This window comes from Budvicia diplopodorum (genome assembly GCF_009800925.1).
Classification (GTDB): Bacteria; Pseudomonadota; Gammaproteobacteria; order Enterobacterales; family Enterobacteriaceae; genus Budvicia; species Budvicia diplopodorum.
In genome coordinates this window covers 21,964-47,336 of the sequence record NZ_WOYF01000014.1, presented here as the reverse complement: position 1 = coordinate 47,336, position 25,373 = coordinate 21,964, and the positions used below count along the sequence as shown (strand labels likewise).

The 25,373-nt window shown below is 48.6% G+C and carries 23 protein-coding genes; 9 read left to right on the top strand and 14 right to left on the bottom strand.

Features of this window, described 5'->3' with window-relative positions; genetic code table 11:
* Positions 1-40: 40 nt before the first annotated feature.
* Both GVI43_RS12485 and GVI43_RS12480 read right to left on the bottom strand, forming a co-directional pair.
* A complete protein-coding gene (locus tag GVI43_RS12485) occupies positions 41-910 on the bottom strand; it encodes a cysteine peptidase family C39 domain-containing protein (RefSeq protein ID WP_159567192.1) in 870 nt (289 codons plus the stop codon).
* A gap of 255 nt (positions 911-1,165) precedes the next feature.
* Entirely contained in the window at positions 1,166-2,263 is a 1,098-nt protein-coding gene (locus tag GVI43_RS12480; protein WP_159567191.1) for a M14 family metallopeptidase, read from the bottom strand.
* 638 nt (positions 2,264-2,901) lie between these two features.
* Here GVI43_RS12480 and GVI43_RS12475 point away from each other — a divergent pair.
* On the top strand, positions 2,902-3,063 hold the full coding sequence (locus GVI43_RS12475; protein WP_159567190.1) for a DUF1328 family protein: 162 nt from the start codon (positions 2,902-2,904) through the stop codon (positions 3,061-3,063).
* Between the two features lie 192 nt (positions 3,064-3,255).
* Here GVI43_RS12475 and GVI43_RS12470 read toward each other — a convergent pair whose 3' ends face one another.
* Positions 3,256-4,119, bottom strand: coding sequence for a YicC/YloC family endoribonuclease (locus tag GVI43_RS12470; RefSeq protein ID WP_159567189.1), 864 nt, complete (start codon positions 4,117-4,119; stop codon positions 3,256-3,258).
* 274 nt (positions 4,120-4,393) lie between these two features.
* Here GVI43_RS12470 and GVI43_RS12465 point away from each other — a divergent pair, with 274 nt between their 5' ends.
* From GVI43_RS12465 to pyrE, 3 genes are all read left to right on the top strand, one after another.
* On the top strand, positions 4,394-4,771 hold the full coding sequence (locus GVI43_RS12465) for a hypothetical protein (protein ID WP_159567188.1): 378 nt from the start codon (positions 4,394-4,396) through the stop codon (positions 4,769-4,771).
* Positions 4,772-5,019: 248 nt separating this feature from the next.
* Entirely contained in the window at positions 5,020-5,736 is a 717-nt protein-coding gene (gene rph / locus GVI43_RS12460) for a ribonuclease PH (protein ID WP_159567187.1), read from the top strand.
* A gap of 164 nt (positions 5,737-5,900) precedes the next feature.
* A complete protein-coding gene (gene pyrE, locus GVI43_RS12455) occupies positions 5,901-6,542 on the top strand; it encodes an orotate phosphoribosyltransferase (RefSeq protein ID WP_159567186.1) in 642 nt (213 codons plus the stop codon).
* A 128-nt stretch (positions 6,543-6,670) separates the two neighbouring features.
* Here the strand turns inward: pyrE and glpX are convergent, their stop codons facing one another.
* The 3 genes from glpX to GVI43_RS12440 all read right to left on the bottom strand — a co-directional run bounded on the left by glpX (position 6,671) and on the right by GVI43_RS12440 (position 10,332).
* On the bottom strand, positions 6,671-7,681 hold the full coding sequence (gene glpX, locus GVI43_RS12450) for a class II fructose-bisphosphatase (RefSeq protein ID WP_159567185.1): 1,011 nt from the start codon (positions 7,679-7,681) through the stop codon (positions 6,671-6,673).
* A 271-nt stretch (positions 7,682-7,952) separates the two neighbouring features.
* Positions 7,953-9,464 carry a glycerol kinase GlpK gene (gene glpK, locus GVI43_RS12445; protein ID WP_159567184.1) on the bottom strand — a complete coding sequence of 504 codons (1,512 nt, stop codon included), beginning with the start codon at positions 9,462-9,464 and terminating at the stop codon, positions 7,953-7,955.
* A 49-nt stretch (positions 9,465-9,513) separates the two neighbouring features.
* Positions 9,514-10,332, bottom strand: a complete 819-nt coding sequence (locus GVI43_RS12440; protein ID WP_159567183.1) for an MIP/aquaporin family protein — start codon at positions 10,330-10,332, stop codon at positions 9,514-9,516.
* A 520-nt stretch (positions 10,333-10,852) separates the two neighbouring features.
* Between GVI43_RS12440 and zapB the strand changes: the two genes are divergently transcribed.
* Positions 10,853-11,095, top strand: coding sequence for a cell division protein ZapB (gene zapB / locus GVI43_RS12435; RefSeq protein ID WP_159567182.1), 243 nt, complete (start codon positions 10,853-10,855; stop codon positions 11,093-11,095).
* A 117-nt stretch (positions 11,096-11,212) separates the two neighbouring features.
* Here zapB and rraA read toward each other — a convergent pair whose 3' ends face one another.
* The 7 genes from rraA to priA all read right to left on the bottom strand — a co-directional run bounded on the left by rraA (position 11,213) and on the right by priA (position 19,421).
* Entirely contained in the window at positions 11,213-11,698 is a 486-nt protein-coding gene (rraA, locus tag GVI43_RS12430) for a ribonuclease E activity regulator RraA (protein WP_159567181.1), read from the bottom strand.
* A 98-nt stretch (positions 11,699-11,796) separates the two neighbouring features.
* Positions 11,797-12,714, bottom strand: a complete 918-nt coding sequence (locus tag GVI43_RS12425) for a 1,4-dihydroxy-2-naphthoate polyprenyltransferase (protein ID WP_159567180.1) — start codon at positions 12,712-12,714, stop codon at positions 11,797-11,799.
* A 207-nt stretch (positions 12,715-12,921) separates the two neighbouring features.
* Positions 12,922-14,253 (bottom strand): ATP-dependent protease ATPase subunit HslU, encoded by a 1,332-nt coding sequence (hslU, locus tag GVI43_RS12420; RefSeq protein ID WP_159567179.1) that lies wholly within the window; start codon positions 14,251-14,253, stop codon positions 12,922-12,924.
* Positions 14,254-14,264: 11 nt separating this feature from the next.
* Positions 14,265-14,795 (bottom strand): ATP-dependent protease subunit HslV, encoded by a 531-nt coding sequence (hslV, locus tag GVI43_RS12415; protein ID WP_159567178.1) that lies wholly within the window; start codon positions 14,793-14,795, stop codon positions 14,265-14,267.
* A gap of 194 nt (positions 14,796-14,989) precedes the next feature.
* On the bottom strand, positions 14,990-15,814 hold the full coding sequence (gene ftsN, locus GVI43_RS12410; protein WP_159567177.1) for a cell division protein FtsN: 825 nt from the start codon (positions 15,812-15,814) through the stop codon (positions 14,990-14,992).
* A gap of 55 nt (positions 15,815-15,869) precedes the next feature.
* A complete protein-coding gene (gene cytR / locus GVI43_RS12405; protein ID WP_281351009.1) occupies positions 15,870-16,895 on the bottom strand; it encodes a DNA-binding transcriptional regulator CytR in 1,026 nt (341 codons plus the stop codon).
* Positions 16,896-17,225: 330 nt separating this feature from the next.
* On the bottom strand, positions 17,226-19,421 hold the full coding sequence (gene priA, locus GVI43_RS12400; RefSeq protein ID WP_159567176.1) for a primosomal protein N': 2,196 nt from the start codon (positions 19,419-19,421) through the stop codon (positions 17,226-17,228).
* Positions 19,422-19,653: 232 nt separating this feature from the next.
* On the opposite strand from priA, the gene rpmE reads away from it, so the two are divergent.
* Positions 19,654-19,869: a 50S ribosomal protein L31 gene (rpmE, locus tag GVI43_RS12395; protein ID WP_159567175.1), complete on the top strand. Its 216-nt coding sequence runs from the start codon at positions 19,654-19,656 to the stop codon at positions 19,867-19,869.
* Positions 19,870-20,022: 153 nt separating this feature from the next.
* Here the strand turns inward: rpmE and metJ are convergent, their stop codons facing one another.
* Positions 20,023-20,340 (bottom strand): met regulon transcriptional regulator MetJ, encoded by a 318-nt coding sequence (metJ, locus tag GVI43_RS12390; RefSeq protein ID WP_159567174.1) that lies wholly within the window; start codon positions 20,338-20,340, stop codon positions 20,023-20,025.
* Between the two features lie 251 nt (positions 20,341-20,591).
* Between metJ and metB the strand changes: the two genes are divergently transcribed.
* From metB to metF, 3 genes are all read left to right on the top strand, one after another.
* Entirely contained in the window at positions 20,592-21,746 is a 1,155-nt protein-coding gene (gene metB, locus GVI43_RS12385) for a cystathionine gamma-synthase (protein ID WP_159567173.1), read from the top strand.
* Positions 21,747-21,755: 9 nt separating this feature from the next.
* The gene (locus GVI43_RS12380; RefSeq protein ID WP_159567172.1) at positions 21,756-24,191 is read left to right on the top strand and encodes a bifunctional aspartate kinase/homoserine dehydrogenase II; all 2,436 of its coding nucleotides are present in this window, start codon (positions 21,756-21,758) and stop codon (positions 24,189-24,191) included.
* 232 nt (positions 24,192-24,423) lie between these two features.
* Positions 24,424-25,311 (top strand): methylenetetrahydrofolate reductase, encoded by an 888-nt coding sequence (gene metF, locus GVI43_RS12375; RefSeq protein WP_159567171.1) that lies wholly within the window; start codon positions 24,424-24,426, stop codon positions 25,309-25,311.
* Positions 25,312-25,373 lie beyond the last annotated feature (62 nt).

Sequence of the window (25,373 nt, the reverse complement as noted above, 5' to 3'; positions counted from 1 at the left end):
GCGTACGTTTGCCCTTAATGCGAAGTTAGCGCGATATTTTCTATTCGTCAGCCTTACTGATATGGAGAACAAAACCGCGGTAATAGTATTTCCGATCAAACTGTTCCGCCGTCAGCCGGTGTAAACCACTGAGTGAATCGGCAATCAGGTAATATCCGTCGTGGCTATCGAGTAGGGTAATAAAGTGGCCCGCCCGGCTAGGTTTTCCCGCGCGGTTAATTCTTTTAACGTTAACGCCAATGATTGAAGGGGTTGGTACTTTTGCGAGATTGAGCTCGGTCAGAAAGTGATACCGATAGCCAAGTTTTGCCGCGTAGCGGGCTAAATACCAATTTTCTGTGCCTCTGGACGACGAATAAGCCTGTTCGGCTATGTTGGCTTCGGTCTCACCGCTGCCATAGCGGGCTAATATTGTTGCCAGCGATGCGGGCCCACAGGTTGAAGGCGTGGTTTGTAGCGCGATGCCGTCTATCCATCTGTTGCCGATAGTAGCGGCATTTGGATAAAAAGGCCTTGGCTTGGCCAACTGTTTGACGAAAGGCAGACTGGTATAACCAAGCACCGTGAACAGGCAGAACAGATAGATACCGCGCTTTAACCATCGTTTTCCGCTGGCTTTAAGTAAAACAGACGCTATCCCTACGCCAACTACGCCGACAAAGGGTGCGGACAAACACACTAACAGCTCGCTGTAAGCCAGAACCCTGAACTGCGCATAGCCCGGATGTTCTCCTATAGCGTCTGAGAGGTAGGCCGCCGGAATAGATAGGCTAATGAGTGCCATCATAAAGGTTATCGCGATATAGCGGCGTTTTCCTGAGCGGGATTTTATTTTAGACAGTAGCTTTGCGGAGGTAAAAAATAGCAGCGGGCTGAGCACTAAAGCAGCATAGTAGCTGGGGTTCACCATGATCTAAGATCCTTCTTATCATTGTCTCTTCAGGGCTACGGTAGAAGGCTGATGCGTTTTATCAATAGTATTAAGAGCGCTGGCCACCGCTTGATAATGGCTAATTCTATTATTTCATTGTGAATTTTGTGTGAACCAACTATATCGGTATTTTCTGAGCCAGAGAGCTTGGGGAAGAAGGAGTGATTAAAGCCCGTGCTAATGAACTGAACCCCATAACGTTGGGCCGTTTACACTAAGACGGGCTTTCTAAAATTAGCAGCCTTTGTTACAGCTTTCTGCTGGATTAATGCTCAGTAACCGTACCAATAGAGCGCGTGGTTCACGCGTTACGTCTGTGCCAATCGACAGTACTTTGCCGTCTTTATCGCTGGTGTATTCCGCAACCACATCGCCAAAGGCATTACGCTGAATAGCAACTTTCTGCCCTTTTTTCACGTCATCACCGATTTTTACCAGTATTTCGGCAAATCCACCGGTTTTTGCGCCGATAGAGGTCATTTCGTTGCCGATATAGGTTTTTCTCGACTGGGCCGTATCCTCAATTTTGCCATCAATGACTTTATAGTGAATCAACACGTTTTGTGCGCCACGAATACCGCGGGTAATCATGTCGTTCTCATAGAGGCGAGGTGTACCGACTTCTACGGTAATGGCCGGAATGCCGCTTTCAATGAAGGTGGTCTCTACAGAGCCAGGCTCACCGGGGTCTTTCTTAATTTGGTCGGCCGGGAACAGCTCGGCGATAGTCGGAACTTCCGGATTACGGTAGTCAGCATAAATAAACAGCGGGTAAGCCGCGCCGGTTGACTGGGTGTGGTAATCAATCGCCACATCGACGTTGCCTTTATACACATTATTCCACATCAGCCAGGCCTGACGCTGCGGGGCAGTACCAAACTCTTTGCCCGGCTGAACGCGGTTGTAGTCAACGTATTCGCCGCCGCTGGTGGAGATCGCCCAAGTACGGGAAACGCGCTCGATACCTGAACGGTTAGGGCCGATTACGCCAATGACCGTACCTTTCATTTTGGCTGGCTTAAGCTGCGCCATCACTTGCTGAACAACCCGTACGCCGTTGAGTTCATCACCGTGAACGCCAGCCTGTAGCAGTACTTTTTTGCCATCCGCAGCGCCTTTCGCCACCATGACGGGTACATACCAACGCTGCCCGGTTCCGGTTTCTACGGTTTCAACCATAAAACGATGCTGGCCTACCGCTAAATCGGAAACGTCGAGCTTAGAAATAACCTGAATGCCTTGAACTTTATCGCCGGTGTACTCGGTTGCTGCCTGCGCGCTTAAACCGGTCAGACCCAACCCTAAACCTACTGCTAATGAAAGATACTGCATACGTTCTCCATGATTTCAAAAACTACCCAGACGTTAAAATAGTCAGCCACCCGGTGAGGCGAGTGGCAGTTTTATAATTGCCCTAGATTATTAGCATAATTGTGACGGTTTGTGACAGTGATAGTTGAGAGTTTTGCATATTAAATTGATTATTTAGGATTTTTATTCAAATTCAATCTGGGGGATTTTGGCTGCCATGTTTTTATCTAGAGTTTGGGAGATATGTTTAGCGCATCGACATATTTCAAACACGTGTACATAAAAACGAGAATTTTAAACATATACAATTACAGAGAATGACAAGGGACGATAATGTTGCCACTCCATATTGATTTTGCTGTGGGATGATGCCGTAACTTTCAACCGAATTGATCTCGTCTTCTTATTGCCGCAGATGACCCTTAGCCTACCCATTCATCACACTCAAATTATAAATTATTTTTATATTTTCAGATGGTTAGTCTGGCTATTTGATTTTTTCATCACGTTTCTGCTGATGAACTATAATTACCCATGTGGTATCCACTTACATATCCATAGTAATCGATAGATATTTTTTGCGTCAGACGATTGGCTTAGAAATAACAGCTGGTTAGCCAAATCAATCTCAACTTTCTAAATAAAGTAAGGGGTTTGTTATGTTTCGTTGGGGAATTATTTTTCTGGTCGTCGCTCTGATTGCTGCCGCATTAGGTTTCGGCGCGTTGGCAGGTACAGCTGCTACAGCGGCTAAGATAGTGTTTGTTGTCGGGATTATCGTGTTTATTATCAGCCTGTTTACCGGGAGAAGAAACCTTTAGAAGCGCGCTGGATTTCATCATTCTCAATGAATTATCAATGATAAAAAGTCTGTAGAGATGCGGGCTTTTTGTTTTTGGTTTATTGGATTCATTGCGATTTGCTGAAATTAAATAGAACCCTACAGCATTAAAAAAGCCAGCTAATCAGCTGGCATTCTGGTTCAATACAATTGAGTGAAGCGCTATGTGAAGCTACTCAATATTCTGAATCTGTTCCCGCATCTGCTCAATCAGCACCTTCAGCTCAATCGCCGAGGTGGTAATCTCGGAATTAATCGACTTCGACGCCAGCGTATTCGATTCGCGGTTAAATTCCTGCATCATAAAGTCTAACCGACGGCCGACGGCTTCCTGCTTTTTCAGAATAACGTAAGTCTCTTTCACGTGGGCTTCTAGGCGATCCAACTCTTCGGCTACGTCAATGCGCTGGGCCAGCATCACCAGTTCTTGTTCAAGGCGGTTGTTGTCTAGCTGAACCTGCGCGTCTTCCAGCTTGCTCATCAGCCTTTCACGTTGCCACACCAGAACTTCCGGCATACGGGCGCGGACTTTAATCACTTCGGCGCTTACGCCTTCTAAACGCTGTTCGATCAGCTCTTTCAGCGCTGAGCCTTCACGTTCACGGGCGGTGATGAAGTCATCTAGAGCAACTTCCAGCGAGGCCATCAGCTCGGTGCTGATTACGTCTAAATCTTGGCTTTTTGCCGACATAACCCCCGGCCAACGCAAGATTTCAACCGGATTGATTTCGCCTTCGTCGCTTTGCATTTTTACCCAGTTAGCGGCCTGAACCAGCTGAATAGCCAGCTCCTTATTCAGCATCAGGTCGGTTTGCATTGACGGATCGAGATCAAAACGCAGGTTACATTCGATTTTACCGCGGGTTAAACGCGTACGGATACGTTCACGTATAACGGGCTCCAGACTACGAAATTGCTCAGGCAGGCGGATGTAAGTTTCTAAATAACGCTGGTTTACGGAACGAAGTTCCCACGCTGCGCTACCCCATTCGCCTTTAATTTCATGGCGTGCATAAGCTGTCATACTGCGGATCATAATCGGGTACCCGTTATCAGAGAAAAAAGGATTATACCTTTGAGCGACAAATCTACCAATCACGTAACAGGCTATCACTGATTGATTCATCATATTGTGATTTATTTATCTGAGTTATTTTCAGCGAAAAGCGTCGAACTAATTGCGAGTTTTATCTCGATGGGTAATGATGACTTCCGCAAACAAAAACGCTGTTTTTGATGTTGTGAATTTTGATGTTAACTAATTATAAAATAAAATTTTTTTATGTTTTTTTTGGTACAAAGGATTACTGATGAAAAAGATTTCTCTTCTGGTTTTGGCTGCGTTGTTAATGGCGGGATGTTCATCTAAAACGTCAATTTTGAAGGACTATCATAATTCGTGTGATGCAATGAATCAGGCTCCTGATGCTTATGTTGCCTATGTAGACTGCATGAACGCTCTGGTTAGTGCCGATACTAAAGTGAGTCGCGGTAACGGGACAATTAATATTATGGCTACTGCAAACCAGTATAAACAACAAGTTCTGGCTAGAAAAATGACGTCACAGGATGCGCGAGCTAGCTTACAGACTAAGTACCCTCGGTTTGTTTTTAAATATGTCATTTTACAACCTTCTAGTTCAACTGCGCCCGTAGCGACAGCTGACGCTGCGACTCCATCTAAATAGCTAAATAAAAACTGACTGCTGGCCTGCGGGCCGGTAGTCATCAATCAGCGATTGTCTCCCCTCAGCCAGTACTTCTCTATTTTCCTCTGATTACATCGAATCGGTTAACATCCGCCAACCCGAGATAGGCATAACGCGACTAAGTCAGTATAATGCGCGGCACAACGCGATACCCTTGGTACTTGAAGTTACCCAATTACTTTGGCTATAAGCGCATTTCTTAAAAATAACCAGCGGAGAATTATTGCATGCGTCCAGAAGGCCGAAGTGCTCAACAAGTACGCCCGATTACCCTGACCCGCAGCTACACAAAACATGCGGAAGGCTCCGTTCTGGTTGAGTTTGGCGCAACCAAAGTATTATGTACCGCGACCATTGAAGAAGGCGTTCCACGCTTTTTAAAGGGGCAGGGACAAGGCTGGATCACCGCCGAATACGGCATGCTTCCGCGCTCTACTCACACCCGTAACCCGCGTGAAGCGGCGAAAGGTAAGCAGGGGGGCCGTACCCTAGAAATTCAACGTCTGATTGCCCGTTCACTGCGCGCTGCGGTAGACCTTAAGCAATTAGGCGAATTCACCATTACCCTCGACTGCGACGTATTACAGGCCGACGGTGGCACCCGCACCGCCTCTATCACCGGCGCCTGTGTGGCTCTGGCCGATGCATTAAACGCATTAGTGGCCAGCGGAAAGTTAAAGAAAAATCCGATGAAGGGCATGGTTGCAGCGGTTTCCGTAGGCATTGTTGGCGGTGAAGCGCTGTGCGATCTGGAATATGTTGAAGACTCCGCGGCTGAAACCGATATGAACGTGGTCATGACTGATGATGGCCGAATGATTGAAGTGCAGGGCACCGCAGAAGGTGAACCGTTCAGCCATGAAGAGTTACTGGTTCTGTTGGATCTAGCCCGAGTGGGAATTGATTCTATTATTGAGGCTCAAAAAGCAGCGCTGGCTCAATAATCCAGAAGGCGACGGAAGCGCCGCTCCTCGGTCGCCAGTGAATGTTCATATTCCAGCGTTATTGATGCGGACGAAACTTACTCTGAAATCAAACTAAATTGCTTTGTCACTAACTTGAAATTAGCTCAGATAATCGAGTATTTACCGTTAAGGAGAGTCCGTTCATGAAACCCTACCAGCGGCAGTTTATTGAGTTTGCGCTTAGCAAACAGGTATTAAAGTTCGGCGAATTTCACCTGAAGTCAGGCAGAGTTAGTCCATACTTCTTCAATGCGGGCCTCTTTAACACCGGGCGAGATCTTGCTTTGTTAGGGCGTTTTTACGCCGCAGCGCTGGTTGACTCAGGCATTGAATTTGATCTGCTTTTCGGGCCTGCGTATAAAGGCATTCCGATTGCGACGACTACCGCAGTGGCACTGTCAGAACATCATAATATCGACATTCCTTACTGCTTTAACCGCAAAGAAACCAAAGACCACGGTGAAGGTGGCAATCTGGTTGGTAGCCCGTTAACCGGTCGGGTGATGCTGGTTGACGATGTGATTACCGCCGGTACGGCGATTCGTGAGTCGATGGACATTATTAGCCAGAAACAGGCATCGCTGAGCGGCGTGCTGATCTCCCTCGACCGCCAGGAACGCGGCCGCAGTGAGCTGTCGGCGATTCAGGAAGTGCAGCGCGACTACGCATGTAGGGTGATTGCGATTATTACGCTGGATGACTTAATTGAATATTTGGCCGAAAAACCGGAAATGGCCGAGCAACTGGCGGCGATTAAGGCTTATCAGCAGGAGTTCGGGGTCTGATATTTCGCTGCGTCAGTGAATAGAATATAAGAAATAAAAAAGCCGGAGAGATATGAATAGCTCCCCGGCTTTTTTATGTCATTAGTACGGGCGACCCTTTAATCAGTACGCCTGCCTAAACGTAAAAGCTATAGCAAAATATCGCACAGCGCCGCGCCTTTGCGGTCGAGATAGTGAATTGAGCGGATGCGGCGGATGGTGCGTGATTTACCGCGAATCAACAGCGTTTCAGTGGTCGCCATGTCGCCTTTGCGCTGAATGCCATCCAGTAAATCGCCTTTAGTAATGCCGGTGGCAGAGAAAATAACATTATCGTTGCGGGCCATATCGCCCAGCAGCAGAACTTTTCCTGCTTCGATGCCCATTTGCTTACAGCGCGCTAGCTCTTGCTCACCAATGCGGCGGTTCTCTTCGTTGTCGCCTTTAACCTGATGACGAGCCAGTAAACGGGCCTGCATGTCACCGTCCAGCGCGCGAATAACCGCGGCCGAAATAACCCCTTCCGGCGCACCGCCGATGCCGTACATTACGTCGACTTCGCTGTCGGGCATGCAGGTCAATATAGAGGCAGCTACGTCACCGTCAGGAATAGCGAAAACCCGCACGCCGAGCTTTTGCATTTCAGCTATTGCATCGTCATGGCGCGGTTTCGCCAGCGTAATCACGGTTAAGGTGCTCAGTGGTTTGCCCATCTTTATTGCGACTCGCTTAAGGTTTTCAGCCAGAGGCAGGTTCAAATCGATGGTATCTTTTGCGCCGGGGCCAACAACCAGCTTTTCCATATACATATCAGGCGCATGCAGAAACGCCCCTTTTTCGGCTACCGCAAGCACAGCCAGCGCGTTTGGCTGGCCCATGGCGGTCATACGCGTCCCTTCGATGGGATCAACGGCAATATCAACGGCACTGCCTTCACCGGTTCCTACCTTTTCACCGATATACAGCATTGGCGCTTCATCAATTTCACCCTCACCAATAACAATTTCACCGTCGATATTGACCTGATTCAGTACGATACGCATTGCTTCTACTGCGGCACCGTCGGCGGCATTTTTATCGCCACGGCCTAAGTATTTGTATCCGGCTAAAGCGGCGGCTTCAGTGACTCGGGAAAACTCGATCGCTAGTTCACGTTTCATATAGGTATTAGATCCGTTAGTGATTGATGCTGGTTATAGGCAGGGTAAACAATGGCGAGGATTTTACCATAATTCCCGCACAACTGTAGGGGATGATAATTAGATTATCCATAAAGGCAGGCGATTTGTGGTTAGAAACGCGGTCTTTCGGCCGCTAGAAAATCATGATATTCCACTTGATCCCATGTGAATGAAGCTTACGTAAAAACCGAATCGAACAGAATAAAAAAGGCCCGCAACGCGGGCCCCTCAGTCTAATTAAGAGCTCACGCTATGCGTCGTGCTCTTCCCAGTCCTGAGCGCGGGCTACGGCCTTCTGCCAGCCTTTATAACGGTAATTACGCTCGGTGGTCTCAATACCCGGCTTAAATACCCGCTCAATGTCGGCTTTGCTCTTCACTTCGTCTAGATCGCTCCAGAATCCGACGGCTAAACCGGCAAGGAAAGCGGCACCTAATGCCGTGACTTCGCGAACCGCAGGGCGTTCTACCGAGGTGCCAAGAATGTCTGACTGGAACTGCATCAAGAAGTTATTCGATACCGCACCGCCGTCTACGCGCAGGGCCTTCAGGCGAGTGCCTGAATCTGCCTGCATGGCGTCCAGAACGTCGCGGGTCTGGTAAGCAATAGACTCAAGCGTTGCGCGAATGATGTGGTTTGAGTTCACGCCACGGGTCAGGCCGAGAATAGCGCCGCGGGCATAGGGGTCCCAGTAAGGTGCGCCTAAGCCGGTAAAGGCTGGAACAACGTACACGCCGTTGCTGTCTTTAACCTTAGTGGCAAAGTATTCGGAGTCCGTGGCGTCGTTGAACAGTTTCAGTTCATCGCGCAGCCACTGAATAGACGCTCCACCGATAAATACTGCACCTTCTAGCGCGTAGTTAACTTCACCCCTCGGGCCGCAGGCGATAGTGGTTAACAGGCCGTGTTCAGATTTCACCACTTCTTTGCCGGTGTTCATCAGTAAGAAGCAGCCGGTTCCGTAGGTGTTCTTCGCCATACCCGGCTGTACGCATAAGTGGCCGAACAGGGCCGCCTGCTGGTCACCGGCAATACCGGAAATTGGAATACGGGTTCCACCTTTACCGCCAATATTGGTTTTGCCATAAATTTCTGACGACTGGCGAACTTCAGGCAGCATTTCGCGCGGAATATCCAACTCTTTTAGCATGCGCTCATCCCATTCCAGCGTGCGAATGTTGAACAACATAGTGCGCGAGGCGTTGGTGTAGTCGGTAACGTGAGAGCGGCCCTGAGTCATGTTCCAGATAAGCCAGGTATCGATAGTACCGAACAACAGTTCTCCGCGTTTTGCGCGCTCACGAGCGCCTTCTACGTGGTCTAAAATCCATTTTACTTTAGTGCCGGAGAAGTACGGGTCGACAACCAGCCCGGTATTCTCACGAATATACTCTTCGAGACCGGCTTTCTTCAACTGCTCACAAATACTGGCCGTTCTGCGGCACTGCCATACGATGGCATTATAAATAGGCTTACCGGTTGCTTTATCCCAAACTACGGTGGTTTCGCGCTGGTTAGTAATGCCGATAGCGGCAACTTCATCAGAGCTGATGCCGGTCTGAGCCAGCACTTCAACCAATACGGCGCTCTGGGTGGCCCAGATTTCCATCGGATCGTGTTCTACCCATCCGGCATGAGGATAAATCTGAGTAAATTCACGTTGTGATACGCCGATGATGTTGGCATCGTGATCTAAAATCACTGCTCGCGAACTGGTCGTTCCCTGATCGAGGGCTACAATATATTTTTGTTCAGTCGTCATAGCGGTAACTCCGTGAGTTGACGTATTTTAAAAGTAGTGAGAAAAACCATTATTTTTTATCGTCGATAGCGCAGGCGTCACAGGGCAGGTTGCCGCCAATCAATACGCGGTAACCCCATGCGCCGAAACAGCCACCGATAATTGGCCCAATAATTGGAACGATAAAGTAAGGAATATCACGGCCACCGGTCATGGCTATGTTGCCCCAGCCGGCAAAATAGGCAAACAGTTTTGGTCCGAAATCACGGGCCGGGTTCATGGCGAATCCGGTTAATGGCCCCATTGATGCGCCAATTACGGCAACTAAAATACCAATCAGTAATGGACCTAATGAACCGCGAGGTACGCCGTTACCATCGTCAGTCAAGGCCAGAATCAGAGCAAGTAGAGTGGCAGAAATCACGATTTCTACACATAATGCCTGAAAGATGTTAATTGCAGGATGTGGATAGGTCGAGAAGATGCCCGCGAGCGACAGGCTATCTATGCTGCCTCTAACGATATGCTGCGCGGTTTCTACTTCGTGAAACAGGCTGAAGTAAAGTGCATACACCATTGCCGCACCGCAGAACGCACCAGCAATCTGAGCGAGGATATACGGGATCACTTTTTTGCGATCGAAGCAGGCAAATAGCCATAATGCGATAGTGACCGCCGGATTAAGATGAGCACCGGAAACGCCGGCGGTCAGATAAACGCCCAGCGCCACCGCCAAACCCCAGATAATACTAATTTCCCATTGTCCGAAGCTCGCCCCAGCGACCTTCAGGGCAGCAACGCATCCAATTCCCAAAAAGAGAAATAAACCCGTACCAAGAAACTCAGCAATACATTGGCCCCTGAGAGAGGACTTAGCCGTTTGACTCATAATGTTGTCCCGCAAAATGAAGGAAATGAGGGTAAATCGAATAGCGAAGATTACCCGTTATTCCTCTACTGAAAGAATAGAGGTATTTTGGCGATTTTAGCGTTATCGAGCTATATCGAAAAATAACGAAAATACAATTATGTGTTATCGGTCAAACAATTCTGAAATTTTGCTCGAAAAGTGATACCTGACGCAAGCTTTTGTGCATTTAGAAACACTTGTTCACTCGGGAGAGAGAGGGATATTCGTCATTATTTTAGCGTAACATACTGATTAGTCAGATCTGCTATTAGAAATAGTCGTGTAATAATTTACCGTGGGCTAAGCCGTGTAATCGAATAATATTTTTGAACATTATGGTTTTATATCAGTCTATGGCTAGACAGCGTCCTATCAGGTAAATACAATCAGTCTATATGATTTTAGCGTTCCACTACCGGGATGTGTACGTTTACCGCTAGCGGTTGTTAGAAATGTTTGATTTTCCGCTTTGCGGCTATGTCTATAAGAGGACGAAATAATGTCATTTGAAGTATTTGAAAAACTGGAAGCTAAGGTCCAACAGGCCATTGATACTATTACCCTGTTGCAGATGGAAATTGAAGAACTGAAAGAGAAGAATCATTCTTTAGTTCGCGAAATTGAGACTGCCGGTAACGGGCGTGAGTCATTAGTTAATGAAAACGCTCAGCTTAAGCAAGAGCAACAGCTTTGGCAGGAGCGTTTACGCATACTGTTAGGTAAAATGGACGACGTTAACTGATATCCGTGATACTTGAATGCAGCTTTGATGCCACTCTCATTGCTTAGGGTATATTCATGTTAACGAAAAAACGCCGCAATAGCGGCGTTTTTTATGGCTGAAGAAAGGCGATTCTATTTATTCTAAATCTAGCGCTTCTTCTGACAGGATAATGCCGGTATTGTCAGCGTAAAGGTGATCGCCAGAGAAGAAGGTTACGCCGCCGAAGTTAACGCGGATATCACTTTCTCCGATGCTTTGAGCATCAGCGCCAACCGGAATAGAGGCCAGAGCCTGAATGCCGATCTCTAGCTCTTCTAATTCATCAACCTGACGGACGGCACCGTAAACAACCAGACCTTCCCATTGATTTTGAGTGGCTAAACGTGCCAGTTCAGCATCAATCAGCGCACGGCGTACTGAACCGCCGCCGTCAACTACCAGTATACGGCCTTGACCATTTTCTTCTAATAAATCGTAAAGTAACCCGTTGTCTTCGAAGCATTTTACCGTGGTAATTTGACCACCAAATGATGCACGCCCGCCGAAGTTAGAAAACAGGGGCTCCACAACGTTTATCTCTTCATGGTAGATGTCGCATAGTTCGGAAGTATCATATTTCATAAGATAGTTGCCTGTTTGCGTTGTCTGTTTATTTATCGCTGGGAATTTTCAGTATATCCCGAACCCAGTGAAGATGGCAAAGCCATCCTCGCCCCGGATTAACTTAATATGACGCCAACGGCAAATAGCAGGTTGGTCAGTAAAGCACCTTTGACCATTTGCTCTAGCATCGGGCGCATTGCGACTGCGGTTAGCTCATGCAACACGTACATCGCGTGGCGATAAAGTAGTGGAACGGCGAGAATAAATAGCCAGCCAACCCAGCTGCGTAGGTCAAACAGAGCAAAAAGAATCAGGCATAACAGCGCACCGGCCAGCAGCATAAAGTGATAGCGACGGCCCCACAGTGGCCCAAGACGAACCGCAAGCGTGTTTTTACCGTTCATGCGATCGCTGTCGATATCCCGCAGGTTATTGATATTCAACACCGCGGTGGCCAACAGGCCACAGGCCGTAGCGGGCAACATGACGACGCTGTCAAAGGCTCCTGCCTGAAGGTAGTAAGTGCCGGCAACGCTTAGCCAGCCAAAGAAAATAAGTACTGAAATATCGCCAAGGCCCATATACCCGTAAGGCTTACGGCCTACGGTATAGCTAATCGATGCAACAATGGCCATGAGCCCCAGTGCCAGAAAACCGAGAATATCTTCAGGTTTTTTACAGGCGATAGCGATCAGGCCAATGCCTGAAGCGACGGTCAAAACGATCGTCAAAATAAGCGCGCGTTTCATTTGGGTTCGGCTGATAAGCCCTTTTTGCATACCGCGGTTAGGGCCAATTCGGGTTTCGGTATCGCTGCCTTTAATTGCATCGCCGTAGTCATTCGCCAGATTAGATAAGATCTGCAGCAGGGCAGCCGTGAGCAGCGCCATCAGGGCGATATCTAACTGAAAATGGTTCATCCATGCGGCTAATGCCGAGCCCGTGATAATAGACGCGAGCGCGAGCGGTAGCGTTCGTGGGCGTAAGCTTTCTATCCAGGCCGTAGTTTTGCTTGTCGAGTGAGTTTGGCTCATGTTTTACTTTTAATTTTATTCAGGTTCAATTCAAGTTGGTGATTAAAAAAACACCGCTAATTATACGCACATTAAAAAAAAATTTAACGAGAGTTTGCTTTGATTCTTGGATAAAACAGGCCTAATGCCGGTTATATAAACCACTATACGAGTTTACGGGGAGCGTAGGCTCCCCGTAAATACCGTGCTAGTAGTATAAGAGATGTGTTACAGAATAAAACGACTCAGATCTTCGTCATCAACCAGCTCATCTAAGTGACTGCGCACGTAGCCAGCGTCAATCTCAAAGCTTGAGCCTGCGCTTTCGCTGGCATCGTAAGAGATATCTTCCATCAGGCGTTCTAGCACGGTATGTAAGCGGCGGGCACCGATGTTCTCTGTACGCTCATTCACCTGCCATGCGGCTTCTGCAATGCGGCGGATACCGTCGGTTGAGAAGTTGATTGTTACGCCTTCGGTCGCCATCAGCGCCTTGTATTGTTCAGTCAGAGACGCGCTAGGTTCAGTCAGGATCCTTTCGAAGTCTTCGGTTGTTAATGCCTGTAGCTCAACGCGAATGGGTAAACGGCCCTGTAGCTCAGGAATTAAATCTGACGGGCTGGCAGTTTGGAACGCACCGGAGGCAATAAACAGGATATGGTCAGTTTTGACCATGCCGTGTTTAGTCGATACCGTACAGCCTTCGACTAAAGGCAGCAAATCGCGCTGCACGCCTTCGCGGGAAACGTCTGGCCCGGAGGTTTCACCGCGCTTACAGATTTTATCGATTTCATCGATAAATACGATGCCATGCTGTTCAACGGCGTCAATAGCCTGTTGTTTAAGCTCTTCAGGATTCACCAGCTTGGCGGCTTCTTCTTCAATCAGCAGCTTGAACGCGTCTTTAATTTTCATCTTGCGCGGCTTCTGCTTTTGTCCGCCCATATTTTGGAACATAGACTGAAGCTGGTTAGTCATCTCTTCCATGCCCGGAGGCGCCATAATTTCAATGCCCATTGGCACTGAAGCTAATTCGATTTCGATCTCTTTGTCATCCAGCTGGCCTTCGCGTAGTTTCTTACGAAACGCTTGGCGGGCGGCTGAACTATCAGAGCTGCCTTCAGACTGGCCCCAGTTGTCACGGGCTGGAGGGATCAGAACGTCAAGAATACGATCTTCCGCTAGCTCTTCTGCTCGAAAGCGCATTTTTTCAACCGACTGTTGACGCACCATTTTGATTGAGGCATCGGTTAAATCACGAATAATAGAATCAACTTCTTTACCGACATAGCCTACTTCGGTGAATTTTGTCGCTTCAACTTTAATGAACGGAGCGTTTGCCAGCTTAGCCAGACGACGGGCTATTTCGGTTTTACCGACGCCGGTTGGGCCGATCATTAGAATGTTTTTAGGCGTAACTTCATGGCGCAGCATTTCATCAAGCTGCATCCGGCGCCAGCGATTACGTAAGGCGATGGCAACGGCACGTTTGGCTTTGTTCTGACCGATGATATAGCTATCAAGTTCATTGACAATTTCGCGAGGAGTCATTTCAGACATCGTTTCGGTCCTTATTGTTTAGCCGTTAGCTCTTCGATGGTTTGGAATCGGTTGGTATAAATACAGATATCACCGGCAATAGAGAGTGACTTCTCGACGATATCACGAGCGCTTAAATCGGTATTTTCAAGCAAGGCTCTGGCCGATGACTGAGCATAGGGGCCGCCCGATCCAATGGCGATCAGATCGTTTTCTGGCTGGATCACGTCACCGTTGCCGGTAATGATTAATGAGGCATTTTCATCCGCGACGGCCAATAAGGCTTCCAGCTTGCGAAGCATGCGATCGGTACGCCAGTCTTTGGCGAGCTCTACCGCAGCTTTGACCAAGTGCCCCTGATGCATTTCTAGCTTGCGTTCGAATAGTTCAAACAGCGTAAAGGCATCTGCGGTACCGCCAGCAAAACCGGCAATCACTTTATCGTTATACAGGCGACGGACTTTACGGGCGTTACCTTTCATTACGGTGTTGCCCAGTGTGACTTGGCCATCACCACCAATTACCACATGACCATTCCGACGAACGCTTACAATTGTTGTCACGTGCATACCCTCGTTAGCTGATAAAAGATGCCTTTATAAATGCGGTAAGGCTTATTGCATCTATAGATGGGGAAGGAATAATCGGTTTTCAACCCTTGCGGGTGAAACATCTCTGTGAGGAAGGGATGACCGATAGTTCTACGGCTACGTAAAGTAACCGTAGTGATTATCTAACTTAATAAAATGACTATTTTTTATTTTCCAGCGGCAACGGGAATACAGTTGCCAATGCCTGCGCCTTTGATTCGTTGTAAAGTTTTGTCTGCGTTCTCTTTATTATTATACGGACCCAGAACGACACGGTTCCAGCCACCGCTAGGGGATATACGGCTCTCAAAACCGGCGAAAGCTAGACTGACTTTGACGGACTCTGCCTGCTCCGTAGTTTTAAATGAACCGCACTGAATGGTCCAGCGCTGGTTTTGTGCCTGTGCTGCCGTTTGTGTTGCTGGCGGCGTTACCGGTGGAGGTGGCGCGGTTGGTTCGGCTTTTTTTGCTGGCGGTGGCGGCGGAGGTGGCGGAGGTGGTGTAGTGACCTGCGTTTGCGTTTGTGCCGGTTGTTGCACTGCCGCTGGCTTCGTTCCGCCATCGCGAGAAGTGGCATTGGACGGAACATCGGTTAGCTGAGTTGGCTGCTGGCGCATATCTGCCTGCATTTGCTCTAAGAACTGGCGCTGTTCCGGCGTTAAATCAGCCTGTGGGTTGATGTTCGGCGTTTTAGTTCCGGTATTCTCTGAATTAGTGACCTGCCGGTTTTCCAGCTCTTTGATGTAGGTCCAGCGTTCTTCTGGTATTGGCGGTAAGCCGTTACCCGGCTTCTTTTGGTGACCGGTTGTTTCCGGTGAAACGTCGGGCTTATGCTGAGTGATAAAATAGAGACCGGCTGCGAACACAACCAATACGGTGGCAGCAAGTACGATCATCAGCTTAGAGGCGCTGCCTGATGAGCCTTTTTTCTTCCGGCTATTTTTTTTCTGCGTCCCTGAACGGCTACGGCTTACATAATCTCGTTGTGCCACTATGACTTCGCTACGTATATTTCTAAAAATAAATTAAAAGAGAGCCGCATTAAACCTAATCATGAGGTTTAGCGGTGCTCTCACGAATAATGAGTTCACTATCAAGCAGTATGGAACCACTTTTTACACTATTTCTGTACAGCTGTTCAAGCAGTAGCAAAACTGCCTTTTGGCCAATTTTATAGCGGGGCTGCGCCACCGTGGTTAACGGTGGATCGACATATTGTGCCAGAGCAATATCATCAAAGCCAATAATAGAGAGATCTTCAGGAATTTTTATGCCTGATTTCTTGGCCTGATGAATGGCTCCGATGGCAATAATATCACTGTGGCAAAAAATAGCGCTTGGCGGTTGAGGCAGTGACATTAATTGAGACAGCGATGCTGCGCCTGCTTCAAAGCTAAGCGGCCCTGAAATAATATAGCTCTTTTCTATGGCAATGCCACCTCGATGCAGGGCTTGAATGTAGCCCTGCTGGCGGTAGTGGCTGAGGTGTAAATGTTCCGGACCGGATATACAGGCGATGCGATTGTGACCAATGCGTTGTAGATAGTGGACCGCATTGAACGCGGCGGTCATGTTATCAATATGGACGGTGGGCAATTTCAGCTCGGGCAAATATTCATTCGCCATTACCATCGGGGGAAACGGATGAGGTTCTTGCTCGTTTAGATTAAAAGGAATGTTTGCACCTAATAGGATCACACCGTTGATTTGTCGCATAATCGCAGACAGGGAGATGGCTTCAATGGGCTGGTGGCGACTATCGAGAAAAAGAACGATATACCCGTGAGCCGCCGCTGTTTCTCTAATCCCTTCAATCACATCAGTAAAAAAAGGGTCAGTAATATCTAATGCCATCGCCAGTAATATTTTAGACTCGTGCTGGTTATGGCTTTTGGCCTGTATCTGGGGGGAAATATATCCGGTTTGTATTATTGCCCGTTCTATTTTATTACGGGTCCTATTTGCGACCTTGTCTGGCTCTATTAATGCGCGGCAAACGGTTGCTGTTGAAACGCCCGCCAAATTGGCAACGTCTTTCATAGTTACCTGCATATTCGTATTATTCTGTGCCAATGTAAGGCTCCTTCCCGTCGACGCTTAGGCCTGATGGCTGGCGGGGGCTGGCTTATGGTTCACTCCTTTTATTTATTCCGGTTGGTCTCGTTTATATGCGTTATATTTCAAGCCGCGTTTTGGCAACTCGAATTATTTAGGGTATATAGCCGTAATGTCATTTCAACCGTATCTGAAAAATAATCATTTTTATCGTCATTCTATTTTTCAGTAAAATATTGAATAAATACCAAGGACCTGTTGTTAACAGTTCACAGTTTTATTCTATTCTTTAGACGAATAGTACGATGTAAACCTAGTTTTTAGAGCTGGTTCGCAAACAATAGGTTTTTATCCCTCTATAGGATCAACATCGAGCATCCACTTCACTTTTTTAGCCTGTGGTAACGTCGCGATCTGTGAGCGTAGCGTATGCAAAACCTGTTGCAGCCGCCCTCTTGATGAGTGCTGAATCAGTAGTTGCCAGCGGAATCGACCGCTGCGTTTGGCCTGTAGTGCCGGAACCGGGCCTAATACCCAAAGATTGTTATCATTAACCTGATGAGCTTCCAACAGCTTACGTAGTTCTTGCAAGAATAATGGGGCCTGCTGATTGTCATGGTCTTCTGAACGAAATATGGCGTGGTAAGTAAAAGGTGGAAGAAATACGCTTTTACGCTCTTGCAACGCTTCTTTAGCAAACGCCTCATAGCCGTGATGTAGCAACGTTTGCAGTAAGGGGTGCTCAGGATGGTGAGTTTGTAATAGCACTTCTCCCCGCTTGCCCGCGCGTCCGGCCCGTCCCGATACTTGAGTATAAAGCTGGGCAAAGCGTTCCGCTGCGCGAAAATCTGCCGAAAACAGCGCGCCGTCGACATCAATCAGCCCGACTAAGGTAACGTCGGGAAAGTGGTGGCCTTTTGCCAGCATCTGAGTGCCGATAAGAATGCGCGCGCCGCCCTGATGAATATCGGATAAGTGCTGTTCCAGCGCACCTTTCCTGCTGGTGGTATCCCGATCGACCCGGGTAATCGGCGTGTCAGGAAAATGTTTGGTCAGTTCACTCTCCAACTGTTCGGTTCCTACGCCGACCGGTACCAAATGGGTTGAGCCACATTTTGGGCATTGATACGGAATTGGCCGCTGGCTGTCACAGTGGTGGCATCGCAGCATACGCTGATGCTGGTGGAGCGTGTAATAACGCTCGCAGCGGGAGCATTCGGCGATCCAGCCGCATTCATGGCACAGTAGCGTTGGCGCGTATCCGCGGCGGTTAAGGAACAGGATAACCTGATTGTTAGCCCGTAGGTGATCCTGCATTCTTTTTAGCAGCGGCGGTGCCAGCCCGGCTTTGAGCGGCAGGCCTTTGAGATCTAAAATATGTTGTACTGCCGGTTTAGCATGTCCGGCGCGAATGGTTAGCCGCAAATGGTGATATTTACCGGTTTGCGCGTTATACAGGCTTTCAATTGCCGGGGTAGCGGACCCAAGAACAATTGGAATATTCTCTTGCCGGGCATGGATAATTGCCAGATCCCGCGCGTGGTAGCGCCATCCTTCCTGCTGTTTATAAGAACTGTCGTGTTCTTCATCGATAACGATGATGCCCAGATGTTTAAACGGTGTGAATAGCGCAGAACGGGTTCCGATAACAATCGCGGTTTCTCCGCTGCGAGCCCGTAGCCATACTGCCAGGCGTTCACTGTCATTCAGTCCAGAATGAACCACGTCAACCGGCGCATTGAATCGTTCTTTAAAACGGGCAATCGTCTGCGGAGTTAGGCCGATTTCCGGTACCAAAACCAATGCCTGTCGGCCTTCAGATAGCACGTTTTCTAAAACGCTAAGATAAACTTCGGTTTTTCCCGATCCGGTAATCCCTTCCAGTAGCCAGACGCCGAATTGTTTATCGTCGCTGCGTACGGCACCAATGGCCGTTGCCTGTTCGGTATTGAGCTTGAGCCGTTCACCGTTAATCGAAAAATGAGTTTGCCACGCAATGGAAGTAGGATGAATCGCCTGTAGTTCCGCCAGTTCTTTAGCCCGCAGAGCCTGAAATGCCGCTTCATTCAGTTCCAATTCGCTAATCTGATGGCGATAAATATTGGCTTTGAGCAGCGCCGCTAAAGCCTGTTGCTGTTTCGGTGCTCGTTTTAGCGATGCCAGCTCAGTGGTTTTTCCGGACTCAGTGATGGCCCATTGCCAGATCGGCTGCTCTTCTGCCGGTTTTCCCTGACGAAGCAGAACGGGTAGGGCATGAAAAAGGACTTCGCCCAGCGGGAATTGATAATAGTCAGAGGCCCAGATTAAGGTTTTCCACATCGTAGGTGGAAACAGGGACTGGTTATCAATCAGGTGGTTGATTGGTTTTAGCTGTGATAGCGGCAGTTCACTGTGTTCGCTAACGCCAATAACAATGCCGATCGCTTCCCGGTTGCCGAAGGGCACGCTGACTCTGGCGCCAACGGTGGCGACCTCACCTTCAGGTAAGAGATAGTCAAAAGAGCGATCCAAAGGAACGGGTAAAACAATGCTAGCGACGGTCATTATGGCAATCCAGATCCGGCAAAAGTAAATAATAAAGATGCGAGCTGAGAAGCATACCATAAGCTGAGTTAACTGCTTATCTTGCGCTGATAATATCAACTCTGTATAATGCGCCTCCTTTGGTTCATGTATGTGAGTCAAAACATATCTCACCAATATTATTTATATAATTCGTTCGCGTGGTGTTCGGCAATAGTGACCGAATAGCGACGCGACTTAAGAGAGGTCTATCATGAAAAAAGGTATTCACCCAGAATACAAAGAAGTTACTGCAACTTGTTCATGCGGCAACGTAATCAAAACTCAATCTACCGTGGGTCGCGATCTGAATCTGGACGTATGTGGCGAATGTCACCCGTTCTATACTGGTAAACAGCGTGATGTTGCTACCGGTGGCCGTGTAGACCGCTTCAACAAGCGTTTCAACATTGTTGGCAGCGCTAAGTAATTTTGCTGAGCTTGAAAAAAGGCGCCTGAGGCGCCTTTTTTGTATCTGAACTTACCCATCTAAAACGGCATTTTTAAAATTTACCGTTTGAACTAAAAACGCCGCCCTGTGATCGTTATAAAATAGCCTGATGCCAACTGCCTGAAATACGCTTTAATATTCCCAGCTATCGGGATTAATACCCATTTCACGCATCAGAATTTTAGCCGCTTCAGGTATTTCGTCGCTGCGCTCTTTTCTTAGGTCTTCATCGTTTGGCAGCGGCTGGCCGGTAAATGCGTGAAGAAACGCTTCGCAAAGCAGTTCACTATTGGTGGCGTGTCGTAGGTTATTAATCTGACGGCGGGTACGCTCATCAGTTAAAATTTTCAGTACTTTTAACGGAATAGATACTGTAATTTTCTTAACCTGTTCGCTCTTTTTGCCATGTTCAGCATAGGGGCTGACATATTCACCGTTCCACTCAGCCATGGGGCACCTTACATTAGTTAAAAGCTGAAATTTTAAAGTTAGCCTATTACGGACTAACTTTACCCACTTATGAGTTTAAAGCCTCAGAAGTGCATTGAATAAGTATAACACTACAATTTTAACGGATATCTATAATTTCCTCAATCTACACGTCAAGAGGTTTAGATGTCTAGAAGTATTGACGTCTATTGTGATTAAGTATTATCTTAGTCAGCCTATTCGGTAACTTCCTTTATATTGAGGTGACTCTGGTGAAGCGTAAATTGGCAACAATCGCAGTTCGGGGTGGACTTAATTCAGACGAGCAGTATGGCTGCGTCGTTCCCCCGATCCATCTTTCCAGTACTTATAATTTCGCAGATTTTAATCAGCCCAGAGCCCATGACTATTCACGCAGAGGCAATCCGACTCGTGATGTGGCGCAGGCAGCGCTGGCCGAGCTTGAGGGCGGAAGCCGTGCCGTCTTGACCAGCAGCGGCATGTCGGCTATTCATCTGGTGTGCACCGTATTACTCAAGCCGGGCGACTTACTCGTTGCTCCTCACGACTGCTACGGCGGTAGCTACCGTTTATTTGACAGTTTAGGCCGTCGCGGTGCTTACCGCGTGCTGTTTGTCGATCAGGATGATGAAAAAGCCTTGGCCGATGCCATGGCTCAAAAGCCAAAGATGGTTTTAGTGGAATCTCCGAGCAACCCGTTGCTACGGGTGGTGGATATTGAAAAAATTTGTCATGCAGCCCATCAGGCCGGTGCGCTGGCGGTAGTGGATAACACCTTCTTAAGTCCGATATTGCAGCAGCCAATTACGCTGGGTGCTGACATCGTGGTTCACTCCTGTACTAAATATTTAAACGGTCATTCTGACGTTGTTGCCGGCGTGGTGATTACTAAAGACGAAACGCTGGGCATTGAGATGGCGTGGTGGGCCAATAATATTGGCGTAACGGCCGCCGCGTTCGATAGCTATTTGCTATTGCGAGGCCTACGTACTTTGGCTCCGAGAATAAAGCAGCAACAGATTAACGCCGATGCGGTAGTTGCGTATTTACAACAGCAGCCTCAGGTGAAAAAATTGTATCATCCATCGTTGCCTGATAACCAAGGGCATGAGATTGCCCGTAAGCAGCAAGCTGGCTTTGGTGCGATGCTCAGTTTCGAACTCGGCGGTGATGAGCAGACGATGCGGCGGTTTCTGTCAGCGCTGAATTTATTTACTCTGGCTGAATCGTTGGGCGGAGTCGAAAGTTTAATTTCTCATGCGGCAACCATGACCCATGCCGGGATGGCCGCCGAAGCGCGTGAGGCTGCCGGTATCTCAGACAGTCTATTGCGAATTTCTGTTGGTATTGAAGACTGTGACGATTTAATTGCCGATCTGGAACAGGCTTTCAGGGCGTCCGCTTAAGAGGTAAGTATGAGCACATTAGGGGCCTCCGGGCTTCCTGCAAGCCGTCAGTTGCATAAATTTGGCGGAAGTAGTCTGGCAGACAGCAAGTGCTATCTGCGCGTCGCAGGGATTATGGCGGAATACAGTCGGGCTGGGGACATCATGGTGGTTTCCGCGGCGGGAAGCACCACTAATCAGCTTATCCGCTGGCTCCAGCTAAGCCAAAGCGATCGGATTGCTGCCCATCAGGTTCAGCAAGAGCTGCGTCGCTATCAGAGTGAACTGATTAATGGCCTATTGCAGGCCCAGCAAGCTGCCCCTTTGATTCAGCAATTTATTGCTGACCTTGAATATTTGGCCGGGTTGCTCGATGGCCCGATGAGCGACGCGGTATACGCTGAAGTCGTAGGCCATGGTGAAATCTGGTCTGCCCGGTTAATGTCTGCCCTGTTAAATAATCAGGGAATGGAAGCCGAATGGCTCGACGCTCGTAATTTTTTACGCGCCGAGCGCTCGGCTCAGCCGCAGGTCGATGAGGGGCGATCTTATCCGCTGCTTCAGCAGTTACTGGCCCAGAATCCCAATAAGCGGCTGGTGGTGACCGGCTTTATCTCCCGCAATGATATTGGCGAAACGGTGCTGCTTGGCCGTAACGGCAGTGACTATTCGGCGACTCAGGTCGGTGCGCTGGCCGGCGTAACCCGGGTGACTATCTGGAGTGATGTGGCCGGGGTGTATAGCGCCGATCCGCGTAAAGTCAGCGATGCCTGCCTGCTGCCGCTGTTGCGATTGGACGAAGCCAGTGAGCTTGCGCGTTTGGCCGCTCCGGTACTGCATGCCCGTACCTTACAGCCAGTATCCGGCAGTGATATCGACCTTCAACTACGCTGTAGCTACCAGCCGGAGCAGGGTTCGACCCGCATTGAGCGCGTACTTGCTTCCGGAACCGGAGCTAAAATTGTTACCAGCCACGATGACGTTTGTCTGATTGAGCTGCACGTTTCGGTTCAGCATGATTTTGTTCAAATCCAGAAAGACGTTGAGAAGATTTTAAACCGGGTGCAGGTTAAGCCTCTGGCAACCGGCGTCCACCCCGATCGTAACCTGCTTCAGCTGTGTTATACCTCTGAAGTGGTTAATAGCATATTGCAGATTCTGGATGACGCCCGTCTTCCCGGTCGGCTACAGCTGCGGGAGGGTTTAGCGCTGGTAGCGTTAGTCGGGGCTGGCGTGTGTAGGAATCCGCTTCATAGTCACCGTTTTTATCAGCAGCTGAAAGACCAGCCGGTTGAGTTTATCTGGCATGCTGAAGACGACATCAGTCTGGTGGCCGTGCTGCGTTTAGGGCCAACTGAACATCTGGTTCAGGGATTGCACCAAAGCCTGTTCAGGGCTGAAAAATGCATTGGTCTGGTGCTATGCGGCAAAGGCAATATTGGATCCCGCTGGCTAGAGCTGTTTGCTCGTGAGCAGAAAAACATTTCAGCCCGGACCGGCTTTGAATTTATTCTGGCTGGCGTAGTAGACAGCAGCCGGTGTTGGCTGAACTATCAGGGGTTGGATGCCAGCCGGGTTTTGGGCTTTTTTGATGATGAGTCTCAACCTTTTGAGCCTGCATCGCTGGTCAGCTGGATGCGTGAACATCCGTTTGATGATTTAGTGATTTTAGATATCACCGCCAGCGAAGAGCTGGCCGGTCAGTATCTGGATTTCGCCAGCTATGGCTTCCACGTGATTAGCGCCAACAAACTCGCCGGCGCTTCATCGGGCAATGAATATCGCCAGATCCGGGATGCGTTTGCTAAAACGGGCCGCCACTGGCTGTATAACGCCACGGTTGGTGCGGGGTTGCCGATTAACTATACGGTGCGGGATTTACGCGATAGCGGAGATACCATTTTATCCCTGAGCGGTATTTTCTCTGGCACCTTGTCATGGTTATTCCTGCAGTTTGACGGTAGCGTTCCGTTCTCTGAGCTAGTTGAACAGGCTTGGCAACAGGGGCTTACGGAGCCTGACCCTCGGGTTGACCTTTCCGGCCAAGACGTTATGCGCAAGCTGGTGATCCTCGCCCGTGAAGCGGGTTATGACATTGAGCCGGATCAGGTGCGCGTAGAGTCATTAGTGGCGGAAAGTGCCAATAATGGCTCGGTCGATAACTTTTTCGAAAATGCTCAGGCGCTGAATAACCAGATGCTGGAACGTTTAGAGGCGGCCCGTGAAATGGGGCTTGTGTTGCGCTATGTGGCGCGTTTTGATGCTAACGGTAAATCCAGAGTTGGCGTTGAAGCGGTGCGCGACGATCATCCGCTAGCGTCTTTGCTGCCGTGCGATAATCTGTTCGCTATTGAAAGCCGCTGGTATCGCGATAACCCTCTGATTATCCGCGGGCCGGGTGCTGGCAGAGATGTTACCGCCGGTGCAATACAGTCTGACCTCAATCGGCTAGCTAAGTTGCTGTAATTAATAATTTTATGTTGTGGTTGACGCCTGAGTTCCTGACTGACTCAGGCGTTTTTATTGGCGTATTTTTCCTGCCGGTCTTGTATCGTTAATCAGGTATTCTTTCTTATTATTTATTTTGGTGTTGACAGATTGGGCGACTTAAGTCATCTTGTTTAGACGTCTAAACATCCGTACGTATGGATGTATAATGAAAATGTCGGGTGATGAGTAAAAAATAGGGTGACAGGATATGAGCTTTTTCCACGCTAACCAACGTGAAGCGCTGAACCAAAGTCTGGCAGAAATCAGCGGCCAAATTAACGTGTCTTTTGAGTTTTTTCCACCGAGCACCGCTGAAATGGAGCAGACACTCTGGCAGTCTATCGATCGTTTAAAAAAGCTGAAGCCAAAATTTGTTTCTGTCACCTACGGAGCCAATTCAGGAGAGCGCGACAGAACTCATAGCATCATTAAAGGCATTAAAGATAAAACCGGCTTAGATGCAGCGCCCCATTTGACCTGTATTGATGCTAACCCCGGCCAGCTGCGGGAAATAGCGCAGGACTACTGGAACAGCGGTATCCGCCATATTGTTGCACTGCGCGGTGATTTACCACCCGGCAGCGGTAAGCCTGAAATGTATGCAGAAGATCTGGTTCGTTTGCTAAAAAGCATCGGTGACTTTGATATTTCTGTCGCGGCCTATCCTGAGGTTCATCCTGAAGCCAAAAGCGCTCAGGCAGACTTAATTAACCTGAAAAAGAAGATCGATGCCGGTGCTAGTCGCGCCATTACTCAGTTTTTCTTTGACGTTGAAAGCTATTTACGTTTTAGAGATCGCTGCGTTGCTACCGGTATTGACGTTGAGATTGTGCCGGGCATTTTGCCGGTGTCTAACTTTAAGCAGCTACAGCGCTTTGCGACCATGACCAACGTACGGGTTCCACAGTGGATGACTCAGATGTTCTCTGGCCTTGATGATGATGCTGAAACCCGTAAGTTTGTGGGCGCATCTATTGCCATGGACATGGTGAAGATCCTGTCCCGTGAAGGGGTGAAAGACTTCCACTTCTATACGCTGAACCGCGCTGAGCTGAGCTATGCGATTTGCCATACGTTGGGCGTGCGCCCGGTTTAAGTATCTTTTAGATACTACTGATGACGTAATTTGATTTTAACGTAGGTTTCGTCCGCATTGAT

Coding starts and splice junctions, on each gene's coding strand:
- rph (WP_159567187.1), top strand. CDS start 5,020: ATGCGTCCAGAAGGCCGAAGTGCTCAACAAGTACGCCCGATTACCCTG.
- zapB (WP_159567182.1), top strand. CDS start 10,853: ATGTCATTTGAAGTATTTGAAAAACTGGAAGCTAAGGTCCAACAGGCC.
- GVI43_RS12440 (WP_159567183.1), bottom strand. CDS start 10,332: ATGAGTCAAACGGCTAAGTCCTCTCTCAGGGGCCAATGTATTGCTGAG.
- GVI43_RS12475 (WP_159567190.1), top strand. CDS start 2,902: ATGTTTCGTTGGGGAATTATTTTTCTGGTCGTCGCTCTGATTGCTGCC.
- GVI43_RS12465 (WP_159567188.1), top strand. CDS start 4,394: ATGAAAAAGATTTCTCTTCTGGTTTTGGCTGCGTTGTTAATGGCGGGA.
- rpmE (WP_159567175.1), top strand. CDS start 19,654: ATGAAAAAAGGTATTCACCCAGAATACAAAGAAGTTACTGCAACTTGT.
- GVI43_RS12470 (WP_159567189.1), bottom strand. CDS start 4,119: ATGATCCGCAGTATGACAGCTTATGCACGCCATGAAATTAAAGGCGAA.
- metJ (WP_159567174.1), bottom strand. CDS start 20,340: ATGGCTGAGTGGAACGGTGAATATGTCAGCCCCTATGCTGAACATGGC.
- glpX (WP_159567185.1), bottom strand. CDS start 7,681: ATGAAACGTGAACTAGCGATCGAGTTTTCCCGAGTCACTGAAGCCGCC.
- pyrE (WP_159567186.1), top strand. CDS start 5,901: ATGAAACCCTACCAGCGGCAGTTTATTGAGTTTGCGCTTAGCAAACAG.
- rraA (WP_159567181.1), bottom strand. CDS start 11,698: ATGAAATATGATACTTCCGAACTATGCGACATCTACCATGAAGAGATA.
- glpK (WP_159567184.1), bottom strand. CDS start 9,464: ATGACGACTGAACAAAAATATATTGTAGCCCTCGATCAGGGAACGACC.
- GVI43_RS12485 (WP_159567192.1), bottom strand. CDS start 910: ATGGTGAACCCCAGCTACTATGCTGCTTTAGTGCTCAGCCCGCTGCTA.
- GVI43_RS12480 (WP_159567191.1), bottom strand. CDS start 2,263: ATGCAGTATCTTTCATTAGCAGTAGGTTTAGGGTTGGGTCTGACCGGT.
- GVI43_RS12380 (WP_159567172.1), top strand. CDS start 21,756: ATGAGCACATTAGGGGCCTCCGGGCTTCCTGCAAGCCGTCAGTTGCAT.
- hslU (WP_159567179.1), bottom strand. CDS start 14,253: ATGTCTGAAATGACTCCTCGCGAAATTGTCAATGAACTTGATAGCTAT.
- metF (WP_159567171.1), top strand. CDS start 24,424: ATGAGCTTTTTCCACGCTAACCAACGTGAAGCGCTGAACCAAAGTCTG.
- priA (WP_159567176.1), bottom strand. CDS start 19,421: ATGACCGTCGCTAGCATTGTTTTACCCGTTCCTTTGGATCGCTCTTTT.
- GVI43_RS12425 (WP_159567180.1), bottom strand. CDS start 12,714: ATGAGCCAAACTCACTCGACAAGCAAAACTACGGCCTGGATAGAAAGC.